This window comes from Vicinamibacterales bacterium, from assembly GCA_036504215.1.
Taxonomy (GTDB): Bacteria; Acidobacteriota; Vicinamibacteria; order Vicinamibacterales; family Fen-181; genus FEN-299.
In genome coordinates, this window is sequence record DASXVO010000001.1 from 1 (window position 1) to 23,545 (window position 23,545).

19 protein-coding genes are annotated in these 23,545 nt (G+C 66.6%); 7 read left to right on the top strand and 12 right to left on the bottom strand.

The features are described 5' to 3' along the window. From VGK32_00005 to VGK32_00015, 3 genes are all read right to left on the bottom strand, one after another. On the bottom strand, positions 1-465 hold a 465-nt coding region (locus VGK32_00005), incomplete at its 3' end, for an alcohol dehydrogenase catalytic domain-containing protein (protein HEY3380112.1). Positions 466-502: 37 nt separating this feature from the next. After that, the gene (locus VGK32_00010; protein HEY3380113.1) at positions 503-730 is read right to left on the bottom strand and encodes a tautomerase family protein; all 228 of its coding nucleotides are present in this window, start codon (positions 728-730) and stop codon (positions 503-505) included. Positions 731-740: 10 nt separating this feature from the next. Beyond that, the gene (locus VGK32_00015; protein ID HEY3380114.1) at positions 741-1,151 is read right to left on the bottom strand and encodes a cupin domain-containing protein; all 411 of its coding nucleotides are present in this window, start codon (positions 1,149-1,151) and stop codon (positions 741-743) included. Positions 1,152-1,626: 475 nt separating this feature from the next. Here VGK32_00015 and VGK32_00020 point away from each other — a divergent pair, with 475 nt between their 5' ends. The 5 genes from VGK32_00020 (at position 1,627) to VGK32_00040 (ending at position 10,674) form a co-directional block, all read left to right on the top strand. Further along, entirely contained in the window at positions 1,627-2,511 is an 885-nt protein-coding gene (locus VGK32_00020) for a LysR family transcriptional regulator (protein HEY3380115.1), read from the top strand. A 1,234-nt stretch (positions 2,512-3,745) separates the two neighbouring features. Beyond that, positions 3,746-6,244: an ABC transporter permease gene (locus VGK32_00025; protein HEY3380116.1), complete on the top strand. Its 2,499-nt coding sequence runs from the start codon at positions 3,746-3,748 to the stop codon at positions 6,242-6,244. Between the two features lie 781 nt (positions 6,245-7,025). Beyond that, positions 7,026-9,440, top strand: coding sequence for an ADOP family duplicated permease (locus VGK32_00030; GenBank protein ID HEY3380117.1), 2,415 nt, complete (start codon positions 7,026-7,028; stop codon positions 9,438-9,440). 77 nt (positions 9,441-9,517) lie between these two features. Continuing rightward, positions 9,518-10,237, top strand: coding sequence for a hypothetical protein (locus tag VGK32_00035; GenBank protein ID HEY3380118.1), 720 nt, complete (start codon positions 9,518-9,520; stop codon positions 10,235-10,237). A gap of 41 nt (positions 10,238-10,278) precedes the next feature. Beyond that, positions 10,279-10,674 (top strand): energy transducer TonB, encoded by a 396-nt coding sequence (locus VGK32_00040; protein ID HEY3380119.1) that lies wholly within the window; start codon positions 10,279-10,281, stop codon positions 10,672-10,674. Here VGK32_00040 and VGK32_00045 read toward each other — a convergent pair. Beyond that, positions 10,661-11,221, bottom strand: coding sequence for an alcohol dehydrogenase catalytic domain-containing protein (locus VGK32_00045; GenBank protein HEY3380120.1), 561 nt, complete (start codon positions 11,219-11,221; stop codon positions 10,661-10,663). The genes VGK32_00040 and VGK32_00045 overlap by 14 nt on opposite strands. 198 nt (positions 11,222-11,419) lie before the next feature. Continuing rightward, a complete protein-coding gene (locus tag VGK32_00050) occupies positions 11,420-13,654 on the bottom strand; it encodes a serine/threonine-protein kinase (protein HEY3380121.1) in 2,235 nt (744 codons plus the stop codon). Positions 13,655-13,679: 25 nt separating this feature from the next. Between VGK32_00050 and VGK32_00055 the strand changes: the two genes are divergently transcribed. Together VGK32_00055 and VGK32_00060 are read left to right on the top strand one after the other, a co-directional pair. Next, positions 13,680-13,835, top strand: coding sequence for a hypothetical protein (locus VGK32_00055; protein HEY3380122.1), 156 nt, complete (start codon positions 13,680-13,682; stop codon positions 13,833-13,835). Between the two features lie 691 nt (positions 13,836-14,526). Then, entirely contained in the window at positions 14,527-15,195 is a 669-nt protein-coding gene (locus VGK32_00060; protein HEY3380123.1) for a hypothetical protein, read from the top strand. A 586-nt stretch (positions 15,196-15,781) separates the two neighbouring features. Here the strand turns inward: VGK32_00060 and VGK32_00065 are convergent. From VGK32_00065 to VGK32_00095, 7 genes are all read right to left on the bottom strand, one after another. Continuing rightward, positions 15,782-16,636: a hypothetical protein gene (locus tag VGK32_00065; GenBank protein ID HEY3380124.1), complete on the bottom strand. Its 855-nt coding sequence runs from the start codon at positions 16,634-16,636 to the stop codon at positions 15,782-15,784. A gap of 628 nt (positions 16,637-17,264) precedes the next feature. After that, on the bottom strand, positions 17,265-17,399 hold the full coding sequence (locus VGK32_00070) for a DUF4160 domain-containing protein (protein HEY3380125.1): 135 nt from the start codon (positions 17,397-17,399) through the stop codon (positions 17,265-17,267). Continuing rightward, positions 17,392-17,679 (bottom strand): DUF2442 domain-containing protein, encoded by a 288-nt coding sequence (locus VGK32_00075; GenBank protein ID HEY3380126.1) that lies wholly within the window; start codon positions 17,677-17,679, stop codon positions 17,392-17,394. Before VGK32_00075 ends, VGK32_00070 begins: the two co-directional genes overlap by 8 nt. 430 nt (positions 17,680-18,109) lie before the next feature. After that, positions 18,110-20,809, bottom strand: coding sequence for an ABC transporter permease (locus VGK32_00080; GenBank protein ID HEY3380127.1), 2,700 nt, complete (start codon positions 20,807-20,809; stop codon positions 18,110-18,112). 3 nt (positions 20,810-20,812) lie between these two features. Next, positions 20,813-21,166, bottom strand: coding sequence for a PadR family transcriptional regulator (locus VGK32_00085; protein HEY3380128.1), 354 nt, complete (start codon positions 21,164-21,166; stop codon positions 20,813-20,815). A gap of 354 nt (positions 21,167-21,520) precedes the next feature. After that, entirely contained in the window at positions 21,521-22,696 is a 1,176-nt protein-coding gene (locus VGK32_00090) for an ATP-binding protein (GenBank protein HEY3380129.1), read from the bottom strand. A gap of 214 nt (positions 22,697-22,910) precedes the next feature. Further along, positions 22,911-23,534, bottom strand: coding sequence for an Ig-like domain-containing protein (locus tag VGK32_00095; protein HEY3380130.1), 624 nt, complete (start codon positions 23,532-23,534; stop codon positions 22,911-22,913). Positions 23,535-23,545 lie beyond the last annotated feature (11 nt).

A 23,545-nucleotide genomic window follows, 5' to 3' on the forward strand; every position in this document is an offset into this window, starting at 1 on the left:
GGCGGCGAACCACCCGGTACCAAGTACGTCCGACACCGCCAGAAGACTGGGTATCTGGTTCGCGGAGGGAAGGTCCTGCGTCGCGACCAGCGTGCCGTCCGCCATGGGCACACGGAGGAACGGCGCCTGCGCACCCACGACCCACTGCCGATGTGCGCACGACGTCTGGTAGCCCGCCAGGCAGTGGGGGCACGTGTTGTCAGACGCGGCAAACGATCCAATGACGAACTGGCCCCGCTTGATCGACGTGACGCCGCGGCCGACCTCTTCGACGATGCCGCAATATTCGTGACCCATGGGGGCGGGGTCGCTCGCCGCGTTGAGACCGCGATAGGGCCACAGATCCGAGCCGCAGACGCATGTTGCCGACAGCCGGATGACGGCATCCGTCGGCTCGATGATGCTGGGGTCCGGACGCTCGTCAATGCGGACGTCGCGCGGACCGTAGAGAACTGCTCCTCGCATGATTCGACTCCTTCTTTCCCCGGCGTTGTGGCCGGGCCTACATCGTGTATCCAGGCTTCTTGTACAGCGTCGCCGCCTTGTCGACGATGTCCGGGCGATACACCTTCTCGGCCCACTCGGCGGGCGTCACTTCTTCGAGGGAGACGGACACCGACTCGTCGCCGTAGTCCAAGACCGTGGCGACGTCCCTGGTGATCGCCTCGGCGAGCCGGCGTTTCTGCTGCTCCGACTTTCCCGGCCAGAGTCTGACGATCACGTGCGGCATCGCTCGTTCCTCATTTCGCGCGTCGATCAGCGAGGTACTGGTCGTCGCTGACCTGTTCCATCCACTCGACGTTCTTGCCATCGAGCTGCTCCTGCACCGCGATGTGCGTCAAGGCCGTTGTCGGTGACGCGCCGTGCCAGTGCTTCTCGCCTGCCGGGAACCACACCACATCGCCTGGTTGAATTTCCTCAATCGGGCCACTCCACCGCTGCACGCGACCGAACCCCGCCGTCACGACCAGCGTTTGTCCGAGGGGGTGTGTATGCCACGCGGTACGGGCGCCCGGTTCGAACGTGACCGCCGCGCCGGAGACGCGTGCGGGAGCCGGCGCCTGAAACAGCGGATCGATCCGAACCGTTCCAGTGAAGTAGTCCCCCGATCCCTTCGATGACGGTTGTGAGCCAGCTCGTTTGATTTCCATCGATACACCCCTCTGAACAAGAGTTTGTTTGACCTGACGCGATCACGCGCGCGCCCGTGTCGGTGACATCTGTGACTCGGCACCACGACGCACCGGCCATCGCCACCGGACGGCCACAGTCCCCAACGCCGCGGTGCCTGCGACCACGACGCCACTGACGAGAAACACAAGACTCAACGCGCCTGCATCAGTAGCCACCCGAGGCTGCGGGTTGGCGAGACCTTCGAACGTCACAAATGCAGAGTAGGGCGGTGCCGTTCATTCGACTAGCCGTAGAAACTGCCTAGGGCCCATGAGGCGAATTCATCAATGAGTTCTCTGGCTGAAAAGCCTCAAATCAGGCTCAAAGACCACATTGACTGCACGGGCGCGCAGGGAGTCTCGCGGCGGCCCGTTCAGCTAGGATGAGTCTTTCGGTTGGTTTCAGTTCAGAATACTCGTTAGATGGTTTGGCAGATATGAGGAGTGTTCACGAATGGTGCGAGATGAACTGAGCGTGATGTCCGCGTTCTTGGCGGTCGCTGACGAGAAGAGCTTCACCAAGGCCGCAAAGCGGCTCGGCGTGACGCAATCAGCGCTCAGCCACGCGATTCGAGGACTCGAAGAACAAGTCGGTGTACGCCTGCTTGCGCGCACCACTCGCAGCGTCGCGCCGACCGAGGCCGGCGAGCAATTGCTCGCCGAATTGCGACCCGCGCTGACGGGCATTCGCGGCGCCCTGGACAGGATCGGAGGATTGCGTGACAAGCCGCGCGGGCGCGTGAGCCTGCTCGTGCCCCGCCTCGCGGCGATGAGCGTACTCGGTCCCAAGCTGGCCGAGTTCGCACGCACCTACCCGGATGTGGTGTTGGACGTGAGCACGGACGAAAAGAGGCTGGACCTAGTCGCTGGCGGCTTCGATGCCGGCGTTCAATACGGGGAGTTCATTCAACAGGACATGGTGGCGGTTCGTGTCTCGCCCGATCATCGCCCGGCGATTGTCGGCGCACCGGCGTACTTCGCCGATCATCCGAAGCCCACCTCACCGCACGACCTGCTCCAGCATCGGTGCGTCAACTACCGACATGGTTCAGGAGAGCTGTACCGTTGGGAATTCGACAAAGGTGATCAGTCCATCGCCGTCGCCGTCAACGGGCCGCTGATCACGAACGACATCGGTCTTCTGACGCGGGCGGCGATCGATGGTGTAGGTCTCGCGTTCATGTCAGAAGAGCAAGCCGCCCCGCATCTCGCGAACGGAGCATTGGTTCGGGTGCTGGAAGATTGGTGCCCGTCGTTCCCTGGCTTCTTCTTGTACTACCCGAGTCGGCGCCAGCATCCAGCCGCGCTCACCGCTCTTATCGAGACGCTTCGCGTCTAAGAGGCGGGGCAGCAGGTCCTGGATCTGCAACTGAAGTCGGTCCCCATGCTCGGATCATCGTCTTGTGGTTGAAGTGCGTCAGCGTCAGCTCGGGAATTCGAAAGGTCGAGTGCCAGTTGTACGAAATGATGTTCTCAATTGGGTCGAAGGGACCGCTTCCTAGCTGGCAGAAAACGTCCTTCATATTCGCCTTGTGCTTCTGGTACTGCTCGAAGACGTGGTCCGCGCGTGGGGGCGTGCGTGACGGCCGATCGGGATGCGACTTTCGCTTGCAGGAAATTGCAAGCGGTTCCAAAACAGGCGTCCGCAAGCGGGTTCGGATGGCTATTGAGAGTGGCAGCCGACCCCGGTTTCATTGGGTCGGCTGCGATCGGCCTTCAGCGTGCGTTGCCTATGAACCAGGAGGTCGCAGGTTCGAGTCCTGCAGGGCGCGGACACCGGGCAGCGTCCCGTGTTCTTGAAGGCGCATCACTCGACGGTGAGCCCGCCTCCAAAATGTCTCCACGACCCGGGTGCATTCGAGAGGATTCGGGGTCACTACCGTGAACGACAGTGGCCCCGCAACTGATTGACCCCAAGATGGTTGTCGCCAGAAGTCGCGCGCCATCAATGAGTTAGAAACGCTCGCTCCTAGTGTTCGAATCCCTCTCTCTCCGCCAACCTTCGCCAAACGCTCGCTACGCTCGCGGCTTCGGTTGGCAAGCCAGCGAACTGTCACTCACTGAAGGCAAAGGTGGTCTCGCCGAAGCCCCTCGACATTGCTCGGGGCGAAGGCAGACTGCCGGCTGGACCTCACAACCTCCTCCGAGCACGCTCTCCACATTGTCTCCATTCGACTCACCCGCGGCCGAGTAACGGGTCCGCGTCCTTCACCCCCGACAAGCGATAGTCGATCACGCGCACGCGGGTCCCCCTTCGTCTGGCGGCGCCGATCGCCTGCCGACGGATAGGTTGTGCGCAGGTGCGGCTTGTCCGACAATCGCGCATCACCGGGAAGCCGCGCGTTTGGCCGTTCTCGTTCGGCGTCGAAGTGCCCGGCCGCACTGCTCGATTCCGGGATGTTTCATTGCGCCAGCGGACGCCGTGCCCGTTGCAGCAAGCGGACTTGCCGCCCGAAGGGCCTCGTCCGGGCGCTCTTTCGCACGACGGAAGATTGGCACGGCTTTCGCTCTGACTCCGTCGTTCCGGGCATGGCTGCCTGCCTCGAGGTGCCGCGCCCAGAGAGGGACAGGACATGAATTGGATCGAGAACCTCCTTCGCGACGTGCGACTCGGCGCCGCGTCGCTCGCCAGGTCTCCCGGCTTTGCCGCGGTCGCCGTGTTGTCGCTGGCCGTCGGAATTGGCGCCGGAACGGCCGTCTTCTCCCTCGTGCAGGCGATTCTGCTGCGCTCGCTGCCAGTGCCGAACCCTCAGGAACTGCGCATCCTCCAGTGGTCAGGCACGGATGTTCGCGTGCGCTCGTTCGACGGCAACTCGCGGCAGGACGGGAACGGCCGGATCGCCGCCGAGGCCGTGTCGCACCCGGCGTTCCTGTCCCTGCGGGCGCAGGGTGCCGCGCAGGCCGATGTCTTCGGCTTCTACCCCCTGCACGATGCCGCCGTCGTGGCAGCGGGGCAGGCGTTTGTGGCGGACGGCGCGATGGTGTCGGCCAACTTCTTCTCCGCCCTGCAGGTGCGCCCGCAGGCCGGCCGGCTGCTGACCCCGGGCGAGGATTACGAGGGCGGTGGGATGAATGTCGTCATCGGCCACGACTTCTGGCAGCGCCGCTTCGGCCTCGACCCGGGCGTGCTCGGGCGGTCCGTCGCACTGAACGGCAGGGCGTTCACGGTTGTTGGGGTGCTGGAGCCCGGCTTCAACGGCCTGCAGCCAGGCCAGGCCAGCGATTTCTACGTTCCGATGTCCGGGGTCTCGCCCTTCCTCTACACGTCGATCACCGCGGACTGGCACTGGTTCGTGCGCACCATGGCCAGGCTCCGAGCCGGCGCGACGGACACCGGGCTGGCCGCCGCCCTCGACGTCGCGTTCGCCGGCGAGACGGCGGCCGTGCTCAAGCGGCCGAAGATCCTCGTCGAACCCGGCCACGCCGGCCTTGCCAACGACCGCGAGCACTACCGGAAGCCGCTGCTGCTGATGCTGTCGGCCGTCGGCCTCGTCCTGTTGGTTGCGTGCGCCAATCTCGCCGGCCTGCTGCTCGCCCGCGGGGCGGCTCGTCGGCACGAAGTGGCCGTGCGCGCCGCGCTGGGCGCCGGCCGCTGGCGGCTCTTCCAGCAGTCGCTTGCCGAGAGTCTGACGATCGCGCTGCTCGGCGGCGGCCTCGGCGTCCTGCTGGCGGCCTGGGCGCAGCCCACGCTGGTCGGCCTCCTCGCCGTGGACGCCGATGGACTGCGTTACGACTTCTCGCTGAACCTCCCGGTGCTGGCGTTCAGCCTCGCGGTTTCGCTGGCCGCCGCACTGCTGGCCGGAGTGCTCCCCTCGATTCGGTGCGGGCGGACCGACCCGATGAACGCTCTCAGGGGGCGTGGCTCGCTCGTCGGTCTCCGACTGCGGGCGGGGAGAATTCTCGTCGTCGCGCAGGTCGGCCTCTCGCTGCTGGTCCTGACGAGCGCTGGGCTCTTCGTGCGCACGCTCGCAAACCTGGCCCGCGTGGACGCGGGCTTCAGCCTGGAACGGCTCCTGTTGGTCGGCCTCAACCTCCGCGGAGGGGAGTACGCAGACACCAATCCCGTCCAGTTCTACGAGAGAGCGCTCGAAGCCGTTGCGGCAGTCCCGGGCGTGAAGGGTTCGGCCGTGGTCGAGTTCCCACTGCTCGGTCCGGGCGGATCGTCGGGGAGCTTCAACGCCTTTGTAGACGGCCCGCCGGCGCCTGCGGGGATGATGCAGGTTCGCCGCCTGCGGGTGAGCGAGAGCTTCTTCACCACGATGGGCGTGCCGATCCTGCGCGGACGCGCCCTGAGCGGCGCGGACTCCGCCGAGGCGGCCAAGGCGGTCGTGGTGAACGAGGCGTTCATTCGCAACTACCTTCCCGATCGCGACCCGATCGGCGTGGCATTCGCCACGTGGGACGCCGCGTGGACGATCGTCGGTGTGTGCCGCGACGCGAAATACACCGACATCAAGGAGCCCGTCTCGCCAACGGCGTACTTCTCCTACAGGCAGATGTTCTACTCGCGCTTTGCGCGGACGCACCTGCGCACGGCGTCCATCGCCGCACGAACCGCGCTCTCGCCGCTGGCCCTCGCGTCCGAGGTCCGGCAGGCGGTGGCTCGCGTGGATCCGGGCGTTGCCGTGACGATGGTGACGACGCAGGAAGAGGTGCGGGACCGGAGCATCGCGCGAGAGCGCCTGCTGGCCATCTTCGGCGGCGGCTTGGCGGGCCTGGCGTTGCTGCTGTCGTGTGTCGGCCTCTTCGGCTTGATGGCGCACAGCGTGACGCGCCGAACGGGCGAGATTGGCCTCAGGATGGCGCTTGGCGCCACGCGGCCTGACGTGGTCCGCTCGATCCTGCGAGAGGCATTGCTGCTCGCCGCCGCCGGTGCGGCCGTCGGTCTGCCGCTGGCGCTCGCGCTCACGCGGCTGGTCACGAGTCAGCTGTTCGGCGTGAAGCCCGGCGACCCCTTGTCGATGGCGCTGGCGCTCGTGGCCGTGCTGGCCACCGCCGCCGGGGCGGCGTGGATTCCCGCCTGGCGAGCGCAGCGCATCGAGCCGATCGAGGCACTGAGGTACGACGGTTAGAGCAACGGCTCCTGCAGCACGCCCGCGTGGCGCAGCATGAACGTGATCAGGAGGCGACCGATTCTCCCATTGCCGTCGAGGACGCTACTCGTTCCCCAGACGATGATGACGGCTACCACCGGGTGGCGGCAGACGGCAAAGAGGGTTGGGTGTGGGGTCGCTACCCGCGCGACAGGCACGGAACTGCCGGTCTTAAGACTCAGACTACGCCCGGGGGACCGGGGGCCGCGGCGGGTTTCTTTCCTGAGACAACGATCTACCGCCCGTGAGATCAGGTGAGTCAATGCGCAATTGCACAAGAAGTGCGCCGCACCTCCGCTTGGCGTTGCCGCCGTGCAGCCGTCCACCTTGGCAGCCCGTGGTGAAAGTCCCGCCGGCATTCGGCCGACGCTGCATCCCACCCGGCTGCGTTGCTCCTCCCTCGAATATGGCCCGATATTCTCCATCGTCGCGCCTGGCCGGCTGGGCGCATCGTCGCCCTCGGTGCTGCGCCGCGACTTCCACCACGGGCTGGTTAGGATCGTGAGGCGTCCGGTGCTATGTTCTCCACCGACGGACCGCCCGAGACCGGGCGGTGCGCGGCGATCGGAGCTGGCAGTCGCGCTTGGCCGCGAGCACCGATGGGCAGGTCGATTCGTTGCTCGCCCCGCGCAGGCCGGCTGATGCCTGCCCGCGGCGGGCTGGGCTCACGTGGCGGCTTGTCTGCGACGGACGGACTGGACGTGTCGGCGACGGTTCTCGGGCCGTCCGGCGGCGGAGGTCGTCCGCGAGGCGGAAACCCATGGAACTCCTGTGGCTAGACGTACGCGCCAGTGCTCGAACGCTGATGAGGAACCGGGCCTTCTCGGCGGTCGCCATCGCCACCTTGGCGCTCGGGATCGGCGGCGTGAGTCTCGTCTTCAGCATCACGGCCGGGCTCCTGGCTGACGCGATTCCGTACCAGCGCGCCAACGAAATCTGCATCCTTCAGCCCAGCCTCTCCGATTGGCGGCTGTTCGAGCTGATGGGGAGTGACCCCGGGCCATTCGCAAGTGTGGCGGCGTATAACGAGCGAGCGGCAAACTTGGCGGACGCAACAGGGGCAGAGCGGATTCTCGTCGGACGGGTCACGCCGACGTTTCTGTCGCTCACCGGCACCCGCACGGCGGTGGGCCGAGGGTTCTCGAAAGACGACTTCCAGCCCCGCCAGCCGACGGTTCTGCTCCTCACGGATGCTTTCTGGCGGCGCAGGTTTGGCGCGTCTCTTCGCGCCGTCGGCCAGACCCTGACTCTCGACGACCGTGCGTACACCATCATCGGGGTGATCGCGCCGCCGTTCAGGGCTCCGGAGGACCTGCCCTCCGCGCGCAGCCTGGCTGCTCGCATCGGCGCGGATGTGCTGCTGCCGCTGACCGGAAACCCCCAGGCACGGGATCCCGCGAGCACCGACCGCATGTGGCGCGGTGTGGACGTGCTGGTTCGACTGCGGCCGGGAGCCAACGTGGACCAGGGGCGAAGTCACCTTGGTACGCTCGCCCGCCAGTTGTCGGGACGGCTGGGGCCAGGGCTCGGCCACACGTTGGTGCGCCTGCCCGATTATGTCGCGGGCGATCTCCCGAGACAACTCGCCCTCCTGGGAGCGGCCGTGACGCTGCTCCTGGTGGTCGCGGGCACCAACGTCGCGCACCTCCTGCTCGCGCGAGGCCTCGCGCGTCGGCAGGAGATGGCCATACGAAGTGCGCTTGGCGCAGCCCGCAGACACCTGATGCAGTGCAGTCTGACCGACGCCCTGCTCCTGAGTCTCTGTGGAGGGGTGCTCGGTGTCTGCTTCGCCTGGGCGGGAGAAGCCAGTGTGGTGGGTCTTGCCGGCGAGTGGTTGTCCAGGACCGATCGCGTTCGTGTCGATGGCCGAGTGCTCGCGTTCACGGCGCTCGTGTCCCTCCTCGCGGGGTTGGGCGTGGGCCTCGTTCCGGGTCTCCACGTCTCGCGGATCGATCCTCTTCCGCTGTTGAACGGTGGAATGGGCTCGCGCGGGCAGATGAAACAGGGCTGGCTGCGTACGCTCCTCGTGGTGACGCAGATCGCGCTCTCCCTGACGCTCCTGATTGGCGGCGGTCTCCTCGCCAAGGACTTCCTGCGAGCGACCTGGCTCGACCTCGGGTTCGATCCCGCCGGCGTCCTGGTTGGTGAACTGTCACTCAGTCGCGTGGCATACGCCGAACCGGAGCAGGGGAACGCGTTCTTTCGGAAGGTCCTCGACCGAACCATGGCGATCCCCGGCGTCCAGGCGGCCGCTCTCACCAACAGCGCGCCTGGGGGGCCATCGATGGCCTCCGTGAACATTCGCGTCCGGCGTAATGATGTCGCCGAGGAAACACCCGAAGCGGACGAGCAGTGCGAGGTCGTCGCGGGAGCCTACTTTGCCACGCTGGCCATTCCGATGCGGGCAGGCCGGCCGCTCGATGAACGCGATCGCCGCACCGCCGAGCCTGTCGTCGTGACGAACGAGCAGTTCGCTCGAAAGTACTGGGGCGGGACCGGCTTCGCGATCAACCAACAGGTTCTGGTCGGGGAGAGGGGATACCGCGTTGTCGGTGTGGCCGGCAATGTTCAAGACCTGGAGGCGCCGGCCCAGCCGCGCATCTACTTCGCGTATGAGCAGTTCGCTGCATGGTCCCCGCAGATGACGCTGCTCCTGCGCGTGACCGAAGGCCCCAAGACATTGGCAGCCCCCTTGACGAGAACCGTGGCGGAGCTGAACCGCCTGCAACCGATCTACGACGTGCGGCCGCTCAAGGAGATCGTGGTTGGACCGCTGGCGCGACGGGCCGTCCTCGCTGCCCTGATCGCCGTGTTTGGACTGGTCACCATCATCGTGGCGTGCGTGGGCGTGTACGGCGCGACATCGTGTGCGGTCGCGGAGCGCCGTCGGGAGATCGCGATTCGCCTGGCGCTCGGCGCATCGGTCAGCCGAGTGGTGGCGACGATCGCCCTGCGGGGCGGGATGGCGGTACTCTGCGGTCTAGTTCTCGGGATCGGGGTTGCGCTCTCTCTCACCTCACTTATGCGCGCACACCTGGTCGGGGTTACGCATACCGACGTTGGGACCTACGCCGTCGTGACGCTGCTGGTCGCGGTGGTGGGATTGGGTGGTAGCGTAGCCCCGGTGGTCAAAGTCGTCCGAGGGCAGCCACTGGCTGCGTTGCATTCCGACTGAAGGCGCGATCAAACGGAGCCGCGCCTCACGAGGGGTGCACACCGTTCGAAGTCCGGGCCTTGAAGGAAAGGGAGCCGATGACGACACTTCTCCTCGCCATCCTGTTGACGCTGATCCCGCCGACCCAACCGACGACGGTTGTCGGCGAAGGCTTGGCATTCCACCTGAGGGTCCAGTCCGGCAGCGTTGGCGGACACCAGCCCAGTGGTTTCCCGGAGGGGGCCGCGGACATGGAGGTCGTCACGGACGGGAAGTCGATTCGCGTGACGCTCCACGGGCAGATAGGCGAAATGCAGGATGGCTCGATCAGCCTCGCGCCGGCCGGCCAGCGGGTGCGCTACCTGATCAACGAGCGCGATCGGACGTTTCGCGTCAAGGACGTGGTGTCGCCGCGGGCGGCAGCTGGCGAGTCCGCGCTCATCAAACCGACAGACGTCTTTCAGACTATCGAGGGACATCGCGCCCAGAAGTTCCTGCTCCCGCCCCGCCGGCCTGGGGCCGACGGTCGAAGGACGTCGGATCAAGCCCCGGGGCCCACAACCGACCAGGAAGTCTGGTGCACTTCGGACTTCAAGGTGGCGCCCAGACTGACGGAAATCACAAACCCGGCGCTGGCGTCCTTGGGAGACGACGAGGCGCTACAGTTCGTCAGGTTGTGCCCCCTGGCGCTGAGAACGGTGCTGCATGTCGGCACGAATCCAGAAGTCGACATCGTCTGGACCATAACGGGGATTCGCCGCATGTCGCCCCCTCCCGAGCTGTTCAAGGTTCCGTCCGGCTACCGTAGGACCCAGTAGAACGATCAACACGAGCGTGTCATGTGAAGAGGTGACAACCGATGCGGACAATCACGGCTCTGTCGATCGCGCTCGTCCTTCTCCTCGTGTCGGTCGGCGCACGTCAGACCCCGACTCCACCGCCCTTTGCACCCGGCGTGGTGAGAATCCCACAAGCAGGAGTCGTCGCTCCGACGCCGACCCACAAGGTGCACCCGAAGTACACACCTGCCGCCGAGGCGGCCAAGCTTCAAGGAACCGTGACGGTGGAGTGTGTGGTCAAGGTCGACGGGACGGTGGGAGACCTACGGGTCGTGAAATCGCTCGACACAACGTACGGTCTGGACGACAGGGCGGTGAAGGCGGCCAAGACCTGGCGATTCACTCCGGCAAAGAAAGGGACGAAATCCATCCGGTCTGTCGTGACACTCGACTTCGATTTCGTCATCGGCCAATAGCACGCTGCGCCATCGGCGCCCGTGCCTCTGAAAGGCGATCGCGCTGGACCTCAACCGCCGCGCTCTGCTTTCCATTCCATGGCCGGGCAGCGCTGTGGATGTCCGTCACCCGATCGAACACCCGGCCCGGCTCGATCCGGCCTTCGAGCACGTCGGGCAGGAGTTCCTCGATGTAGGCGCGCACCGCCTCGCCTTGTCCTCCGTCGAGGCGCGCGCCGCCCCACCACCCACCGTGCAGGCAGGAGGTCTGCAGTCCTTGTTGGCAGAACTCGCACGTGCCGTCGGACCAGGCGAACGGCGCAACGACCAGGTCGCCCTTCTTCACCCTTCGAACGTCCGAGCCCACAGCCTCGACGATGCCGACGAATTCGTGGCCCATCCGGTTGCCGGTCTCGCTGGGCGTCATCGAGTTGTAGGGCCAGAGATCGCTCCCACAGATGCAGGCTCGTGTCACTCGAACGAGAGTGTCTGTCAACTCGACGAGCCGTGCGTCCGGAACGATTTCGACCCGGACATCGTGCGCGCCGTACATCACCGTCGCTCGCATGTTGGTTCCCTCATCTCGTGCGGTGAACAGCGGCAGTCAGGACGTCACGCCGGCACCTTGCCGGCAAGCGCCTCGGCGACGGCGAGATGCGTCATCGCCGTCGTGGGCGTTCGAGCCGATTGCCGGGTGGGACCGCGAGATGCTCCAGCCGCGCCGCTACGTCCAACATCTTCAGTTTGCGCCGGGCGAGATCGGTCCCTACTTCTTGCTCCACTCGGCGGCCTTGTCGGGTTTGCCCCAGGCCTGATAGAGATGAGCGAGCCATTGAAGGGCCAGCTCCAAATGGTAGCGATCGGAGATGGCCGTGCGGTCCTGACGCGCCAGCATCCCTTGATAGCCTTCGAGGAGCAGCGGTTGCGCCTCGGCGTATCTCTTCTCGCCGGCCAGGCTCGCACCCAGCAGGCTCTTGGCGCGGAATCGTTGCCAGCCGTCCGGGTCATTCCTTTCGTTGATCGCCAGGGCCTCGCGCGCGAGACGCTCACCCTCCACGAACTTCCCTTGCGAGACGTAGGCCAGCGCCAGATCGGACGCCGATGGCCTGTTGTCGGGGTGGTCCAGGCCCAGGGCGCGCCGTCGCCCCGCCAGGACTTGCGCCGCAAGCGTCTCAGCCAAGGCAAAATCGCCCCGTCGTTGGTACATGGATGCACAATCCGCAAGATAGGAAAGGGTCGCCGGATGTTCCTGACCCAGCACGCGGCGGCTGATCTCCAGGGTCTGGCCGAAGAGCGGCTCGGCTTGCGCGTATTTGCCCTGCCGGACGTAGGTGTCGGCGAGATTGCCCATGGACAGCACCGTGTCGGGATGCTCGGGACCCAGGACGCGGCGCTGGATCTCCAGGTTCCGGCTGTAGAGCGCCTCGGCCTGTCCGTACTTGCCCCGCGTCCAATAGACGTTGGCCAGGTTGTTCATCGAGATCACCGTGTCGGGATGCTCTGGACCCAGCACGCGGCGCTGGATCTCCAGGTTCTGGCTGTAGATTGCCTCGGCCTGCGAGTCCTTACCCTGCGCCCGGTAGACGTTGCCCAGGTTGTTCATGCACGACAGCGTGTCGGGATGCTCCGGCCCCGAGATCCGCCGCTCGATCTCGAGGGCCCCGCGGAGCAGCGTCTCCGCCTCGGCGAACTTGCCTTCGTGCCAGGCCGTACGTCCCAGCTGGTTCACGGTGTTGAGCGTCCGTGGGTCCTCGGGACCCCAAATCCGGCGCTCCAATTCCAGCGTATGCTCCAGCTGCTTCCGGGATTCCCCGTACTGCGCGAGCTCGGCATACGTCTTCCCCATCGTCTCCCGAATCGCGGCCTCCACTTCCGGCTGGTTGCCGAACTTCCCGTCGATGCGGGCCGCGGCCCGGTCCAGGGCCGTTCTCACCTTGAGGTCGGGATCGGGTCTGGCGCTCTGCCCGGCTTGGGCTTTCGCACTGGCCTGTGCCAGCACATCGTGCTGCAAGAAGTCGGTCACCGCCTTGGCGATGGCGGACTGCTGCGTGGCTTTCGCTTCCGCCCGCCGCGCTTTCACCGCTTCCCAGGTGCTGGCAAGGACGCCCAGCACCAGCGCCATGACCACCGCCGCCGCGCCCAGCACCAACGCCTTGTGGCGTCGCGCGAACTTCCGCAGTTGGTACGAGGCGCTGGGCGGGCGCGCGGTGATGGGCTCGTCGCGCATATGGCGGCGCAGGTCCCCCGCCAGCTCGGCGGCCGACGCGTAACGCCGCGTCTTGTCCTTCTCCAGGGCCTTGCCGACGATGATCTCGATGTCGCCGCGATACGCGCGATTCACGACTCTCAGCGCGCTCGGTTCTTCCTCGCGGATGGTTCGCACCACCTCGGTCAGCTGACGTCCAATCTCGTACGGTCGTTTGCCTGCGAGCACCTCGTAGAGGATCACCCCCAGCGCATACACGTCGCTGCGCGTATCGATCTCCGCCGGATCTCCCAGCACCTGCTCCGGACTCATGTAAGCCAGTGTCCCGACAATTTCGCCGACGCTTGTCTGCAGGGTGACGCACGCGTCCGGGTCTGTGAGCCGCGCCACGCCGAAGTCCAGGATGTGCGGCTGTCCCGATTCGTCGACAAGAATGTTGGCGGGCTTGAGGTCGCGATGGATTAGCGCGCGCTGATGGGCGTGCAGGACGGCATCACAGATCTTCGCCATCAACTCCAGCCGCTGCCGCACGTCGAGCCGGTGGGTGTGGCAATAGTCGAGCAGCGACTGCCCATTCACCAACTCCATGGCGATGTACGGCTGGCGCCCGGAAGGTGTCTCGGCCGTGCCCGCTTCATAGATTTGGGCGATGCCGGTGTGCTGCAGCCGCCCCAGCGCCTGCGCCTCGTTCTCGAAGCGGCGAATCATCTCGCTGGTGGCGAATCCTGCGCGGATCACCTTCAGCGCGACGGTGCGTTGCGGAAACCCCTGTTCCGCCTCGTAGACAGCACCCATCCCGCCCTCACCGAGCAGGCGAAGGATGCGATACCGCCCAATCCTGGCCGGCAACGGCTGCGCGGTGCCGGCTGGCGACGAGGGCGCGCCTGGCGCCGCTGCGCCGGTGTTGATGGGCTCGCCGGGACGAGGCTTGCGCTCGTTCCCTGACGTGGAGGGATCGCGTTCGGGCATCGGCTGACCGTCCTTCGCACCGCAGATGCTTCGCTCAGCTGGCCAAAGCCGTGCCCTCCAGATCCTGCGGCCGAGGAACTGCTGGAAGACGCTGGGAGTAGCTTGCTTCAGCCCAGATCTGAATATACAACGGAACCCGACAGTTCGATTTGGGGACGCCCTTGCGGACATCGGTGATCACGCGGTCGCACGACGTTGAATGTCATTGGCCCCATGGGAGCTGGATCGGGCGTGTCAGTGCTGAGCGCAGGAGGCGCCAGGGGGTGCAGCTTGTCTCCCCCGACACCGCGGCGCGCTGCGCCACCACCTGCGGCGTCATCTCACCTACTACCACCAACCGCGGACTCACCTCTCGTTGGACAAGGATGAGCCGATCGCGCGAGCCGTTCGGGTTCTACCGCTTGATTCTCGCCCGTCAAGTCCCGCACACTGTCGGCTTACGACTGTCGGACCGTGGCCAACAATGACCGGGGGATCCCATTCGCGCGCACATCATTGCCCTGTTTGTCGCGGCGCTGTCCCTGCTCGCGTGTTCGACCGTTTGGGCCCAGACCTCTGGCACACTGTCGGAAGGGGCTCAACGCGGCGTCGAGGGGCATGCGCAGGGGGCGTTCCCCGAGGCGACCTTCGACGTCGGCTTCGCCACTTACACGCCGCCTGACAACCAGTTCTCGCCGTACTACTCCTGGGACGCGTACATGGCGCTCGACCTGACGGTGGTTCGCTCCGGCGAACGTGCCCTGAACTTCTGGACGACTTTTCAGACGGCAGGGACTGAGAACCTCGGGTCGAAGGTGAGCGTCGGCGGCGCCGGGTACATCATCGGGCTCGGCTATCGGGGAAGACTTCGCGACGACATCAAGGTGTCGGCAGGGCTGGTGCACCTGAGCTCCCATCTCACGCGCGATCTCGATCAGAAGACGAACGAGCAGCGCCGGGCCGGTGCGCCGATCCCCGTCGTCGACGACCCGGGCGAATACAATGTGCCCTACATCGAGGCGTCGCGCCGGTTCTTGAAGTGGCCCTTCACGCCAGAACTCACGGCCATCATCGAGCCAGTCAACCTCCGCCTGGACGGCGGTGTCCGAGGGCACGTCCGGCCGCTCTATCTTGCCTCGCAGTGGATCCTCTGGCGCCGGAACGGGCGATCGTTTGTGGCCGAGACACGCCACGAGATCGGCCCCAATCCGTTCAACACATTCGATTTGTCGTTCGAGTGGTTTGCCCGCCAGCCATCCGAGGGCCGTTTTCAAGTGCTCCTGCGAATCGTTCCCGGCCACAGCTTCCACGTCAGCCCCAACCTGGGCGGCGTGCGTGACGGCATCGCGATCGGCATCCGCCTGCGCTTCCGCTCGGTGCGGTCGTAGAGAGGCTTAACCACCTGCGCGGATCTGGCGACCGACGCACCGCGGCCGGCCCGCGTGACAACGGCCACCAGATCCCCAGGACCGCCGCGCTTTGATGTCCGCTTCGCTCACCACCGCGACTCTCGTCTGCGCGGTCGGCTCGTCAATGGGCGCTCGCACCCGGCGCGCCGCAGCGCTCAGATCGGCTCAATCCTCCCCCGACCGCAATCCGCCTGCAAACAACCCCCGCGTGCGACCATCTGGCCGATGGCAAGGCTCGCGCGGCTTCAGCAACTCGGTTCTTGATTCAGGAGGGGTGAGAGTGGCGCGGCCGGCCCTTCGACTCGCTCCACGGCAGAGCGCTCGCTCAGGACACGGGCGATGGTTGGAACGACAGAAAGTGGCGCGGCCGGCCACCCGCAGACCGATCTCCCTCGTGGGCGCGATACGATGCGTTGGCGGTGTCCGCTGGCATGCCGCTCCCCGCTCTCGAGGGCACGAGAAGACCCGTTATCGGACCCGACGGACGCCGCCCGGACATGCGGCCGAGGCGCCCAGGCGAAACACGGACCAGGACCGCGTTCCATCCGGCCTTCAGCTCCAGCGGCTACTTGCCGGATGGCCGGACGTTCCAGCGATCGAAGATCTCGGCGGACTCCACGTACGTCATCTTCTGTATCGCCGCCTCGCCTTCCTTCGGGTCGAGGAACCGGTGCTTCATCCTGCCTATCCGTGGAATTTGGACTTCCAGGTAGTGCACCTGGCCGGCCTGAAGCGAGAATTCGACCTGGTTGCGCTCGACGTAGAGGTAACACTGGTGCGGGCCGGACTCCATGTCCACGGTGAAGTAGTTGGAACCTGCGAGGCCGACGAGGTTCACTCCGTCACAACTGAAACTGACGTGGGCGCCTCCCATTGGCCCGCTGAAGTGCGGCCGGATGACGTGCAGCACTGCGTTGTTGCGCGGGTCGGGGCCCGGCTCCTGCGAGTTCCTGGCCAAGTCGGCGGCGTCCAGGGCAACCAGGCGCGACCACATCACGTCCAGCTGCGATTTCTGCTCGTCGGTGAGCGTGTCCCCAAAGGGCTTGTCCAGAATCAGGTGCACCTCGGTCGAACGCTTGGTGCCGACTTGAACGACGTCGAGGTCGAGCGCATGGTGTTCGTTGTCGACATCCACCCCTGTGACGGCGACCTGAGCCCTTGCGGGAATCAGGTCGGCGGGCTCGTTTCTCATCGACATTCGGAAGGACGACCGGATCTGGACTTGGTTGAGGTCGCGGCGGGCGATGCCCGTCCTCTGCTTCCATTCCTCGACGAGCTGGCGCTTGGCAGCCTTGCTCAGATCTCCGGCCCATCCCGGGGCGGACACCAAGAGCGCCAGGAGGACGATCACCGCCCGTCCCAGCAACCGGAGTCCGTCCGTGTCCATCCCTCGATCCGCGCGTTCTTGTTGATGTCGCATGGCAGTTCCTCGTCTCTCGTGAGGCGGTCCGGCCCGCCCGAGGACACTACACTTGCGGCCCGCTGCTGTCCATCGAAACGGCGGCCAGGCAGGGATTCGAAACCGGGCGGTCCTGTCCCGACGAGACGCCTTTAGGCAGAACCGGGCAAGCAGCGGGGGCACGAACACCCGCCTTCTTCCCGCGCCTATCGTCCTCGACCTCGAAGTGAAGACCGAAAGCCGGCCTCGGGCCAGCTGGCCTGCGTATCAGAGAAGGGAGCGGCCTTGTGTTGCGCGAGTTGATGCGCGGACGCGGGGTCCATTCCGCGAGACGCGCCAGGAGTTCGATGGGGCGGGCCTGTCGGCTCGCGCGACGCCGCATCGCCGGACGCCTCGATCCGACCGAGAACCCAGAGCGAAGCGCCCTTGGACCGTGTTAGCGCACACGTAGTACCGCAATCCCTCTGACAGTTCTTCTCGGGTTGACCCGCTGAGGAATCGGTGGATCGCAGGGCGCAGTGCGCGCAGCCGCCAGGGGGGCGAGCTGTGATAAGAACCTTCCCCGCCGTCAGATGAGCAGCGCCGGGGAAGGGAGGCTGTGCACACCACGGGGGCCACCGTGCCGTGCGCAGGCCGGTGGCGGGGCCGGTCAAGGCAGTGGGTCGAGCCTCTCGAGGGGTTCGAGGGCGAGGTGGTCGCCGTACTCGGCATGAAAGCGGGGCGGATCGTGGTCGTTCCAGAACATCTTGATCACGATGCCGTAGAAACGACAAATCTCAGGCACAGCAGGTCTCGGACGCGTCGAGGTTGGGAAACAGATCGACCGGCCGCTTGCCCGTCACGCGCAGGTAGAGCGCGTCCGCGCAGAGATCCACCCCGCATGTCCAGGTCAATTCGCCGGCAGTGCCGACCGCGAGGCTCTCGAATCGGCCGGGCATTGACCAGGCGGCAAACGCTCCTCGGCCCGCGAGGTCGGACAGATCCGCAACACCTCGAGTCCCGTCGTCGAACCGGAGGGCAACGCGGAAGCCATCTTCCGCCTTCGCCTCGGTCAGTTTCCTCATCTCGGTCCCTCTTCGAGATGGATAGGCCAACCAGGGCACGGGTGCAACGAACAGCGGCCACGCTGGATTCCGGTGAACGACCGGCAGTGTCCACGTCGAGTTCGACACGCCGGATGAAGTCTGGCCGGTTCCCGTGCCCGGGGAGGAGGACCTTGATGGCAACTTCGCGGCCGGCGGCGGACGTGGAACGCCGCAGAGTAGGGCAGTCGGACGGAGGCTGCGTGTACTGGGCGCAGGCGCTGCGCCCGGACAGGGAGGTCACCGGCCCGACCGGCTCGAAGAGCTCGACCGGATTGCCATCTACGAGCTTCGCATAGCTCGGCGGAGGGTCGGCCGCGGCTGAACGCCAACTTTCTTGCCCGGCGATCCGTCGGCCCATCGTGACCGAGCAGGCCGGGGGCTGCCAGGGGCGCGCGCGTGCGGCTGGCCATCATTCCGACCGGAGCGCATCGACGGGTCGCAGCAGGCCCGCCCGCCTGGCGGGAAGGTAGTTTGCGGCGAGCCCGATGAGGGCCATGAGGCCCGTGGCGGCACCCACGAGCGCGAGTGCGCCGTTCGGAACGCCGAACAGCATCGACGCCGCGGCGCGGGCCGCGAACACGGCCGCCACCGCGCCGGCGGGCAGCCCTACCGCCAGCAGCATCACGCATTCACGCATGATCAGGCCCACCACGGATCGCTGATCCGCGCCGAGCGTCATGCGAATGCCGATCTCCCTGCGCCTGCGGGCCACCATGTACGTGGTGAGCCCATAGAGGCCCACGACGGCCAGCCCCGTCGCCAGCAGGCCGAAGAAGCTCGCCAACAAGGCCATCAGGCGTTCCGGCAGCAGCGAATCCACGACGCTGGATCTCAGCGTCTGGAACTGAATCAGAATGGCGGGGTCGACGTCCGCGATCACCTGCTTGATCGCCGGGGCGAGCACGCTCACGGGCGCGTCCGACCGGACGACCAGGCGCAGGCCGTTGTCCGGCTTGCGGTCCTGCGAGTCCGCGAGGTAGGCGAGCGGTTCGAACGCCTCGCGAAGCGTGGAGTACTTCGTGTCGTTGACAAGCCCGACGACCTGGTACTCGGTCACCGGCCGGCCGGGCCCGACGACGAAGCGGAACGTCTTGCCAAGCGGGTTCGGTGAGCGGAGGAGCCGGGACGCGAACGCCTGCGACACCACCGCCACCGGTGGCGACCCGAGTCCGTCGGTCGGCGCAAAGACGCGTCCCGACAGGACGTTGACGCCCATGGTCTTGAAGTAGTCGGCGCTGACGCGGTTCAGGTTCGAAAGCCCTGCCGACTCCGGCGACGCGCCGACGAGCACGTTCTCGTTCCAGAAGTGGCCCGACAGCGGCGCATTGCTGCTCGCGGCCGCCGAGGTGACCACCGGGAGGCCCTGCACGCGTTCGAGCAGGCGATGGGACAGCGCACCCCGGCGTTCGACTGGCACCTGTCGTCCGCTGTAGTCGAGGGACACGATGAGGACGCCGTCCTGACGCATCCCGGCGTCGAGCGTCAGCAGGTTCCGGAGCGTTGACGCGAACAACAGGGCGCCGACCACCAGGACGAGCGAGACCGCCAACTGGGCGACGACGAGACCGCGGCGAAGACCGAACCGCTCACCGCCGCCGCGGACGCTCCGCGCGCCCCCCTGCAACGCCGTCCCGGACCGCGCCCGGGTCGCCCGGATCGCAGGCGCGGCGCCGAAGATCATCGACGCGGCGAGGGCCACGCCGGCGGTGAAGATCAGGATGTGCCAGTGCGGCTGCAGATCGAGAAACAGCGGCGCGTCGTCCGTGCTGAGGAAGGCGACGAGAAACCGGCTGAGCGGCCCCGCGACGACCAGGCCTGCCAGCGCGCCGAGCGTGGCGAGCAGGAGGCTCTCGGTCATCAACTGGCGTGTTACGCGCCACCGCGAGGCGCCGATGGCCAGGCGCACGGCAATCTCCTGCTCGCGTGCCGTGGCCCGGGCCAGCAGCAGATTGGCGAGGTTGGCGCAGGCGATGAAGAGCACGAGGCCCGCGATGCCGAGCAGCATCCAAAGCGACGTGCCGTACGCGCTGCGGAGGCCGGACACGCCGGTGACCGCCGGCTCCGTCGTGAGCCGCAAGGCCAGGTAGTTCTTGACGTCGGCGGCCGCGTACGACGTCGGCAGCGTGGCTTCGAAGATCCCCGGAGAGAGCGTCTGGAGCGCGCGGGTCGCATCGGTTGGAGAGACGCCGCCAGGCAGACGCCCGAGCACCGCCAGCCACCAGTGATCGCGCGCCGACGTAGCGTTGTCTTCGCCGTTCACCAGCGGCTCTGCGCACAGCGGGACGGCGACGTCGAACGTGCGGCCGACCTCGACGCCAAAGAAGGCGGGAGGAGTGACACCGACAATCTCGAACCGATGGTTATCGAGGGAGATTTGGCGTCCGACGACCGAGGTCTCGCCGCCGAAGTGCCGCTGCCAGAACATGTGGCTGATGACGGCCGGCGGCGTGCCGCCGCATCCCGGCTGGTCGTCGCCGGGATGCAGGACCCGTCCAACTGACGCGCCCACGCCCAGCACCTCGAAATACGAGCCGCTCACCCACAGGCCATTGGCCGGTTGCACCTCTCCGCCCGGCGAGAGGTTGAACCGGTTTGTGCCCCACGCAAGCACTCCCTCGAAGGAGCGCTGATGCTGCAGCACCTGGCCGTAGAGCGCAGACGTCATCTGCGGACGTCGGCCCCAGAATTCACCGGTGCGCCCACCCTTGCCCCGTTCCAGCTTGACTTCGACGAGTTGGTCGGCCGAACGAACCGGGAGCGCGCGAAGTCGAACCGCGTCGAGCAGTTGGAAGATCGCCACGTTCGAGCCGATGCCGATCGCCAGCGAGAAGATGGCGACGGCCGCGAAGCCCGGGTTCGTACGGAGCGTGCGCCAACCGTAGCGGAGGTCTTGAAACGCGGCGTCGGTCAATCCGAGCGTGTTCATCTCGTAGATCTCCTCGCGGATGCGCGTGACGTTACCGAGCTTCCGCATCGCCGCATAGCGCGCCTGGTCGGGCGGCAGGCCGCGAGCGATGTTGTCGTCGGTTTCGATGTCGAGATAGGACTGGAGCTCGCGCGTGCGCTCGGCGTCCCAATACGCGCGGGGAAAGAAACGCGTCCAGCTCACGCGTCACTCCGGCTCGGGCAGAAGGATTCGGTTGACCGCGCGGGTGAGCGCTTCCCACCGCCCGGTTTGCGTCTCGAGGGCCCGCCGGCCGGCCGGCGTCAGCCGGTAGTAGCGCGCCCGGCGGTTGTTGTCGGACGTGCCCCAGAACGACGCGATCCACGCGCGATCTTCGAGGCGATGGAGCGCGGGATAGAGCGACCCGTGTTCGACCTGGAGCACGTCGTCGGAGCCGCGCTCGATCGCGTAGGCAATCGTGTGGCCGTGGGCCGGCCCGAGCACGAGCGTCTTCAGGATCAGCACGTCGAGCGTGCCCTGGAGGATGTCGGCCTGGAGCGCCGAGGTGCCGCGTCTGGGCATACCGTCAGATTCTACTCCGGTAGATGGTCTTCTGGAAACATGGATTTCGCAGCCCGCTGCGGGAGATCTCGGCCGTGTGTCCGGAGTGTTTGCGGCAGGCTTCAATGGATGGGCTCAGATGTTCATCGACCTGTCGCGATGAGAATCCAGATTGCACTCACGGCCGACGGATCGGCTGCGGTTTCGTGATGGGTCGTCCGAGGAAAATCGCGCCACCGAGGTCTCCGCACCTGTGCGACCCTCTGGCTGCAACGCAGCGGCTGTCGGCCCATCTGTCAGGCCGCGGAGCGCATCGAGATGGAGGTGGAATTCACGCCGGAGTGCTTCATCACGGAATGGGCTTGTGGCCAGCGATCATCGGCCCGTCTCCTCCAGCAGGCGCGCGAGCGCGAGCAGCGGCATCGCCTCCACTTCCACGTTCAGCGGGTACCGCTCGTCACCCGGGTAGACGATGAAGCGGCGCGCGGGCGAGAGGTCCGCGCAGGCGTGGTGGAACCCCTTCTCGGGACGGGGCGAGAGGCTGCGTTTGATCTCGATCGCCCACGACTCGCCGCCGGGCAGGTGCAGCAGCAGATCGACCTCGGCGCCGGCGCTCGTGCGGTAGAAGTGCGCGGTCGTGCCTTCGGGGGCCGCGGCCAGCGCCTGCTCGATCGCGAACCCTTCCCAGCTCGCCCCCAGCACGGGGTGCGACACGAGGGTGTCCTTGTCGCCGATGCCGAGCAGCGCGTGGACGAGGCCGCTGTCGCGGACGTACACCTTGGGCGACTTCACGAGCCGCTTGCCGACGTTGGCGTGCCACGGCGGGAGCCGGCGGACGAGCAGCAGGTCCACGAGGAGGTCGATGTAGCTGCCCGCGGTCTTCGCATCGACACCCAGGTTGCGGGCCAACTGCGCGACGTTCAGCACCCCTCCCTGGTTATGCGCCAGCATCGTCCAGAATGTGCGGAGACGGTCGGCGGCAATGCGCGGTCCCAATTGCGGGATGTCGCGTTCGAGGTAGGACCGGATGAAGTCGTGTCGCCAGCGCAGGCTGCGCTCGTGGCTGGATGCCAGGAAGCTCTCCGGGAATCCCCCGCGCAGCCACAGCCGGTCGCGGTCGGCTGGTGTGGGCCCGACTTCCAGCGCGTCGAACGGCTGCAGTTCGAGGTAGCTCACGCGGCCGGCCAGCGTCTCGCCCGACTGGCGCATCAGGTCGAGGGAAGCCGACCCGAGGAGCAGGTAGAGCCCGGCACGGCGGCGCGACCGGCGCGACCGGTCGATCAGGCCCCGCAGGACCGGGAACAGGCCCGGCGCTCTGTGAATCTCGTCGAGGATGACGAGGCGGTCGAGATGGTCCGCCAGGTAGAGTTCGGGCTCGGCAAGCTTGGCCCTATCCTGCTCGGATTCCAGATCGAGGTACAGCACGCCCGTCCGTGCGGCCAGTTCCAGGGCCAGAGTCGTCTTGCCCGACTGGCGCGGCCCCAGCAGGACGACAGCGGCCTCTTCGGTCAGGCGGTGTTCAAGGACGGGACGCAGACGGCGATCAATCATGGTTGCAAGTATGGAACGTCGATGCGCTATTTGCAAGGATAGGCGTCCGCGACGATCGGCGTCCCGACCTGAGTCGTGGCGGACACGGCGACCGGATCGTAACGCCCACCGAGCGAGGGCGCGCGCGGAGGCGGGCAAGCCGGACGCGAGGCACGCCAGGACGCAGAACGGGTCCCGGGGCCCCCTCGAGCCGCCGCGGAGTGTCAGTCACTTGTCAGTCGAAATGAGGGCTCCTGCAACTTCCTGGCAACCGGCCAGAAGGCCGCAGGACGTTCAGAATATAGCAGTTGGTCGCGTCGCCAATCACCTCGTTGAAAGTGATCACGATCGGCGTGGTGACCGGCACCTGCGTCTGGTAGTTCGTCGGACTGATGGCCGTCACGTGCGGCGGCGACAGATCCGCCGTGCGGAAGTGGCTGCTGAAGCTCTGCGACGGATGCCGCAGGAAGACGTCGGTGAGCGCCGTCGTGACGAGAACGGTCAGGTCGGCGCCTTCGGGCAGCGTGCCGATGCTCGTGGCCGAGAGACCGTCCGCCGCGGGCGCCCACGCCACCACGTGCTGCTGCGCGCCGTTCCAGAGGGTGATGCCCGTCGTGGAGAGGATCGGATCGCTGAACGTGAGGCGAATCGACCGCGTGGGCAGCACGTCGGTCGCGCCGTCGGCCGGATAGACGCTCGCGACCTGGACCGCGGTATCGTCGAGCACGATGGTGCCGAGATCGACGACCTCGCCGTTGGAGGTGACCTGCGCGGCGGTCACGCGGGCGAACAGAATACCGAGCGCCGCGGAGACGTCGATGAAGAGAAGCGCCGTCGCCTGGTGGCCAGCTACGAGCAAGATGCCGAGCC

Excerpts from the sequence above, each read along its gene's own strand:
- VGK32_00010 (HEY3380113.1), bottom strand. The coding sequence starts at position 730 with ATGCCGCACGTGATCGTCAGACTCTGGCCGGGAAAGTCGGAGCAGCAG.
- VGK32_00015 (HEY3380114.1), bottom strand. The coding sequence starts at position 1,151 with ATGGAAATCAAACGAGCTGGCTCACAACCGTCATCGAAGGGATCGGGG.
- VGK32_00020 (HEY3380115.1), top strand. The coding sequence starts at position 1,627 with ATGGTGCGAGATGAACTGAGCGTGATGTCCGCGTTCTTGGCGGTCGCT.
- VGK32_00025 (HEY3380116.1), top strand. The coding sequence starts at position 3,746 with ATGAATTGGATCGAGAACCTCCTTCGCGACGTGCGACTCGGCGCCGCG.
- VGK32_00030 (HEY3380117.1), top strand. The coding sequence starts at position 7,026 with ATGGAACTCCTGTGGCTAGACGTACGCGCCAGTGCTCGAACGCTGATG.
- VGK32_00035 (HEY3380118.1), top strand. The coding sequence starts at position 9,518 with ATGACGACACTTCTCCTCGCCATCCTGTTGACGCTGATCCCGCCGACC.
- VGK32_00040 (HEY3380119.1), top strand. The coding sequence starts at position 10,279 with ATGCGGACAATCACGGCTCTGTCGATCGCGCTCGTCCTTCTCCTCGTG.
- VGK32_00045 (HEY3380120.1), bottom strand. The coding sequence starts at position 11,221 with ATGCGAGCGACGGTGATGTACGGCGCGCACGATGTCCGGGTCGAAATC.
- VGK32_00050 (HEY3380121.1), bottom strand. The coding sequence starts at position 13,654 with ATGGGTGCTGTCTACGAGGCGGAACAGGGGTTTCCGCAACGCACCGTC.
- VGK32_00055 (HEY3380122.1), top strand. The coding sequence starts at position 13,680 with ATGCGATACCGCCCAATCCTGGCCGGCAACGGCTGCGCGGTGCCGGCT.
- VGK32_00060 (HEY3380123.1), top strand. The coding sequence starts at position 14,527 with ATGGCGCTCGACCTGACGGTGGTTCGCTCCGGCGAACGTGCCCTGAAC.
- VGK32_00065 (HEY3380124.1), bottom strand. The coding sequence starts at position 16,636 with ATGCGACATCAACAAGAACGCGCGGATCGAGGGATGGACACGGACGGA.
- VGK32_00075 (HEY3380126.1), bottom strand. The coding sequence starts at position 17,679 with ATGAGGAAACTGACCGAGGCGAAGGCGGAAGATGGCTTCCGCGTTGCC.
- VGK32_00085 (HEY3380128.1), bottom strand. The coding sequence starts at position 21,166 with ATGCCCAGACGCGGCACCTCGGCGCTCCAGGCCGACATCCTCCAGGGC.
- VGK32_00090 (HEY3380129.1), bottom strand. The coding sequence starts at position 22,696 with ATGATTGATCGCCGTCTGCGTCCCGTCCTTGAACACCGCCTGACCGAA.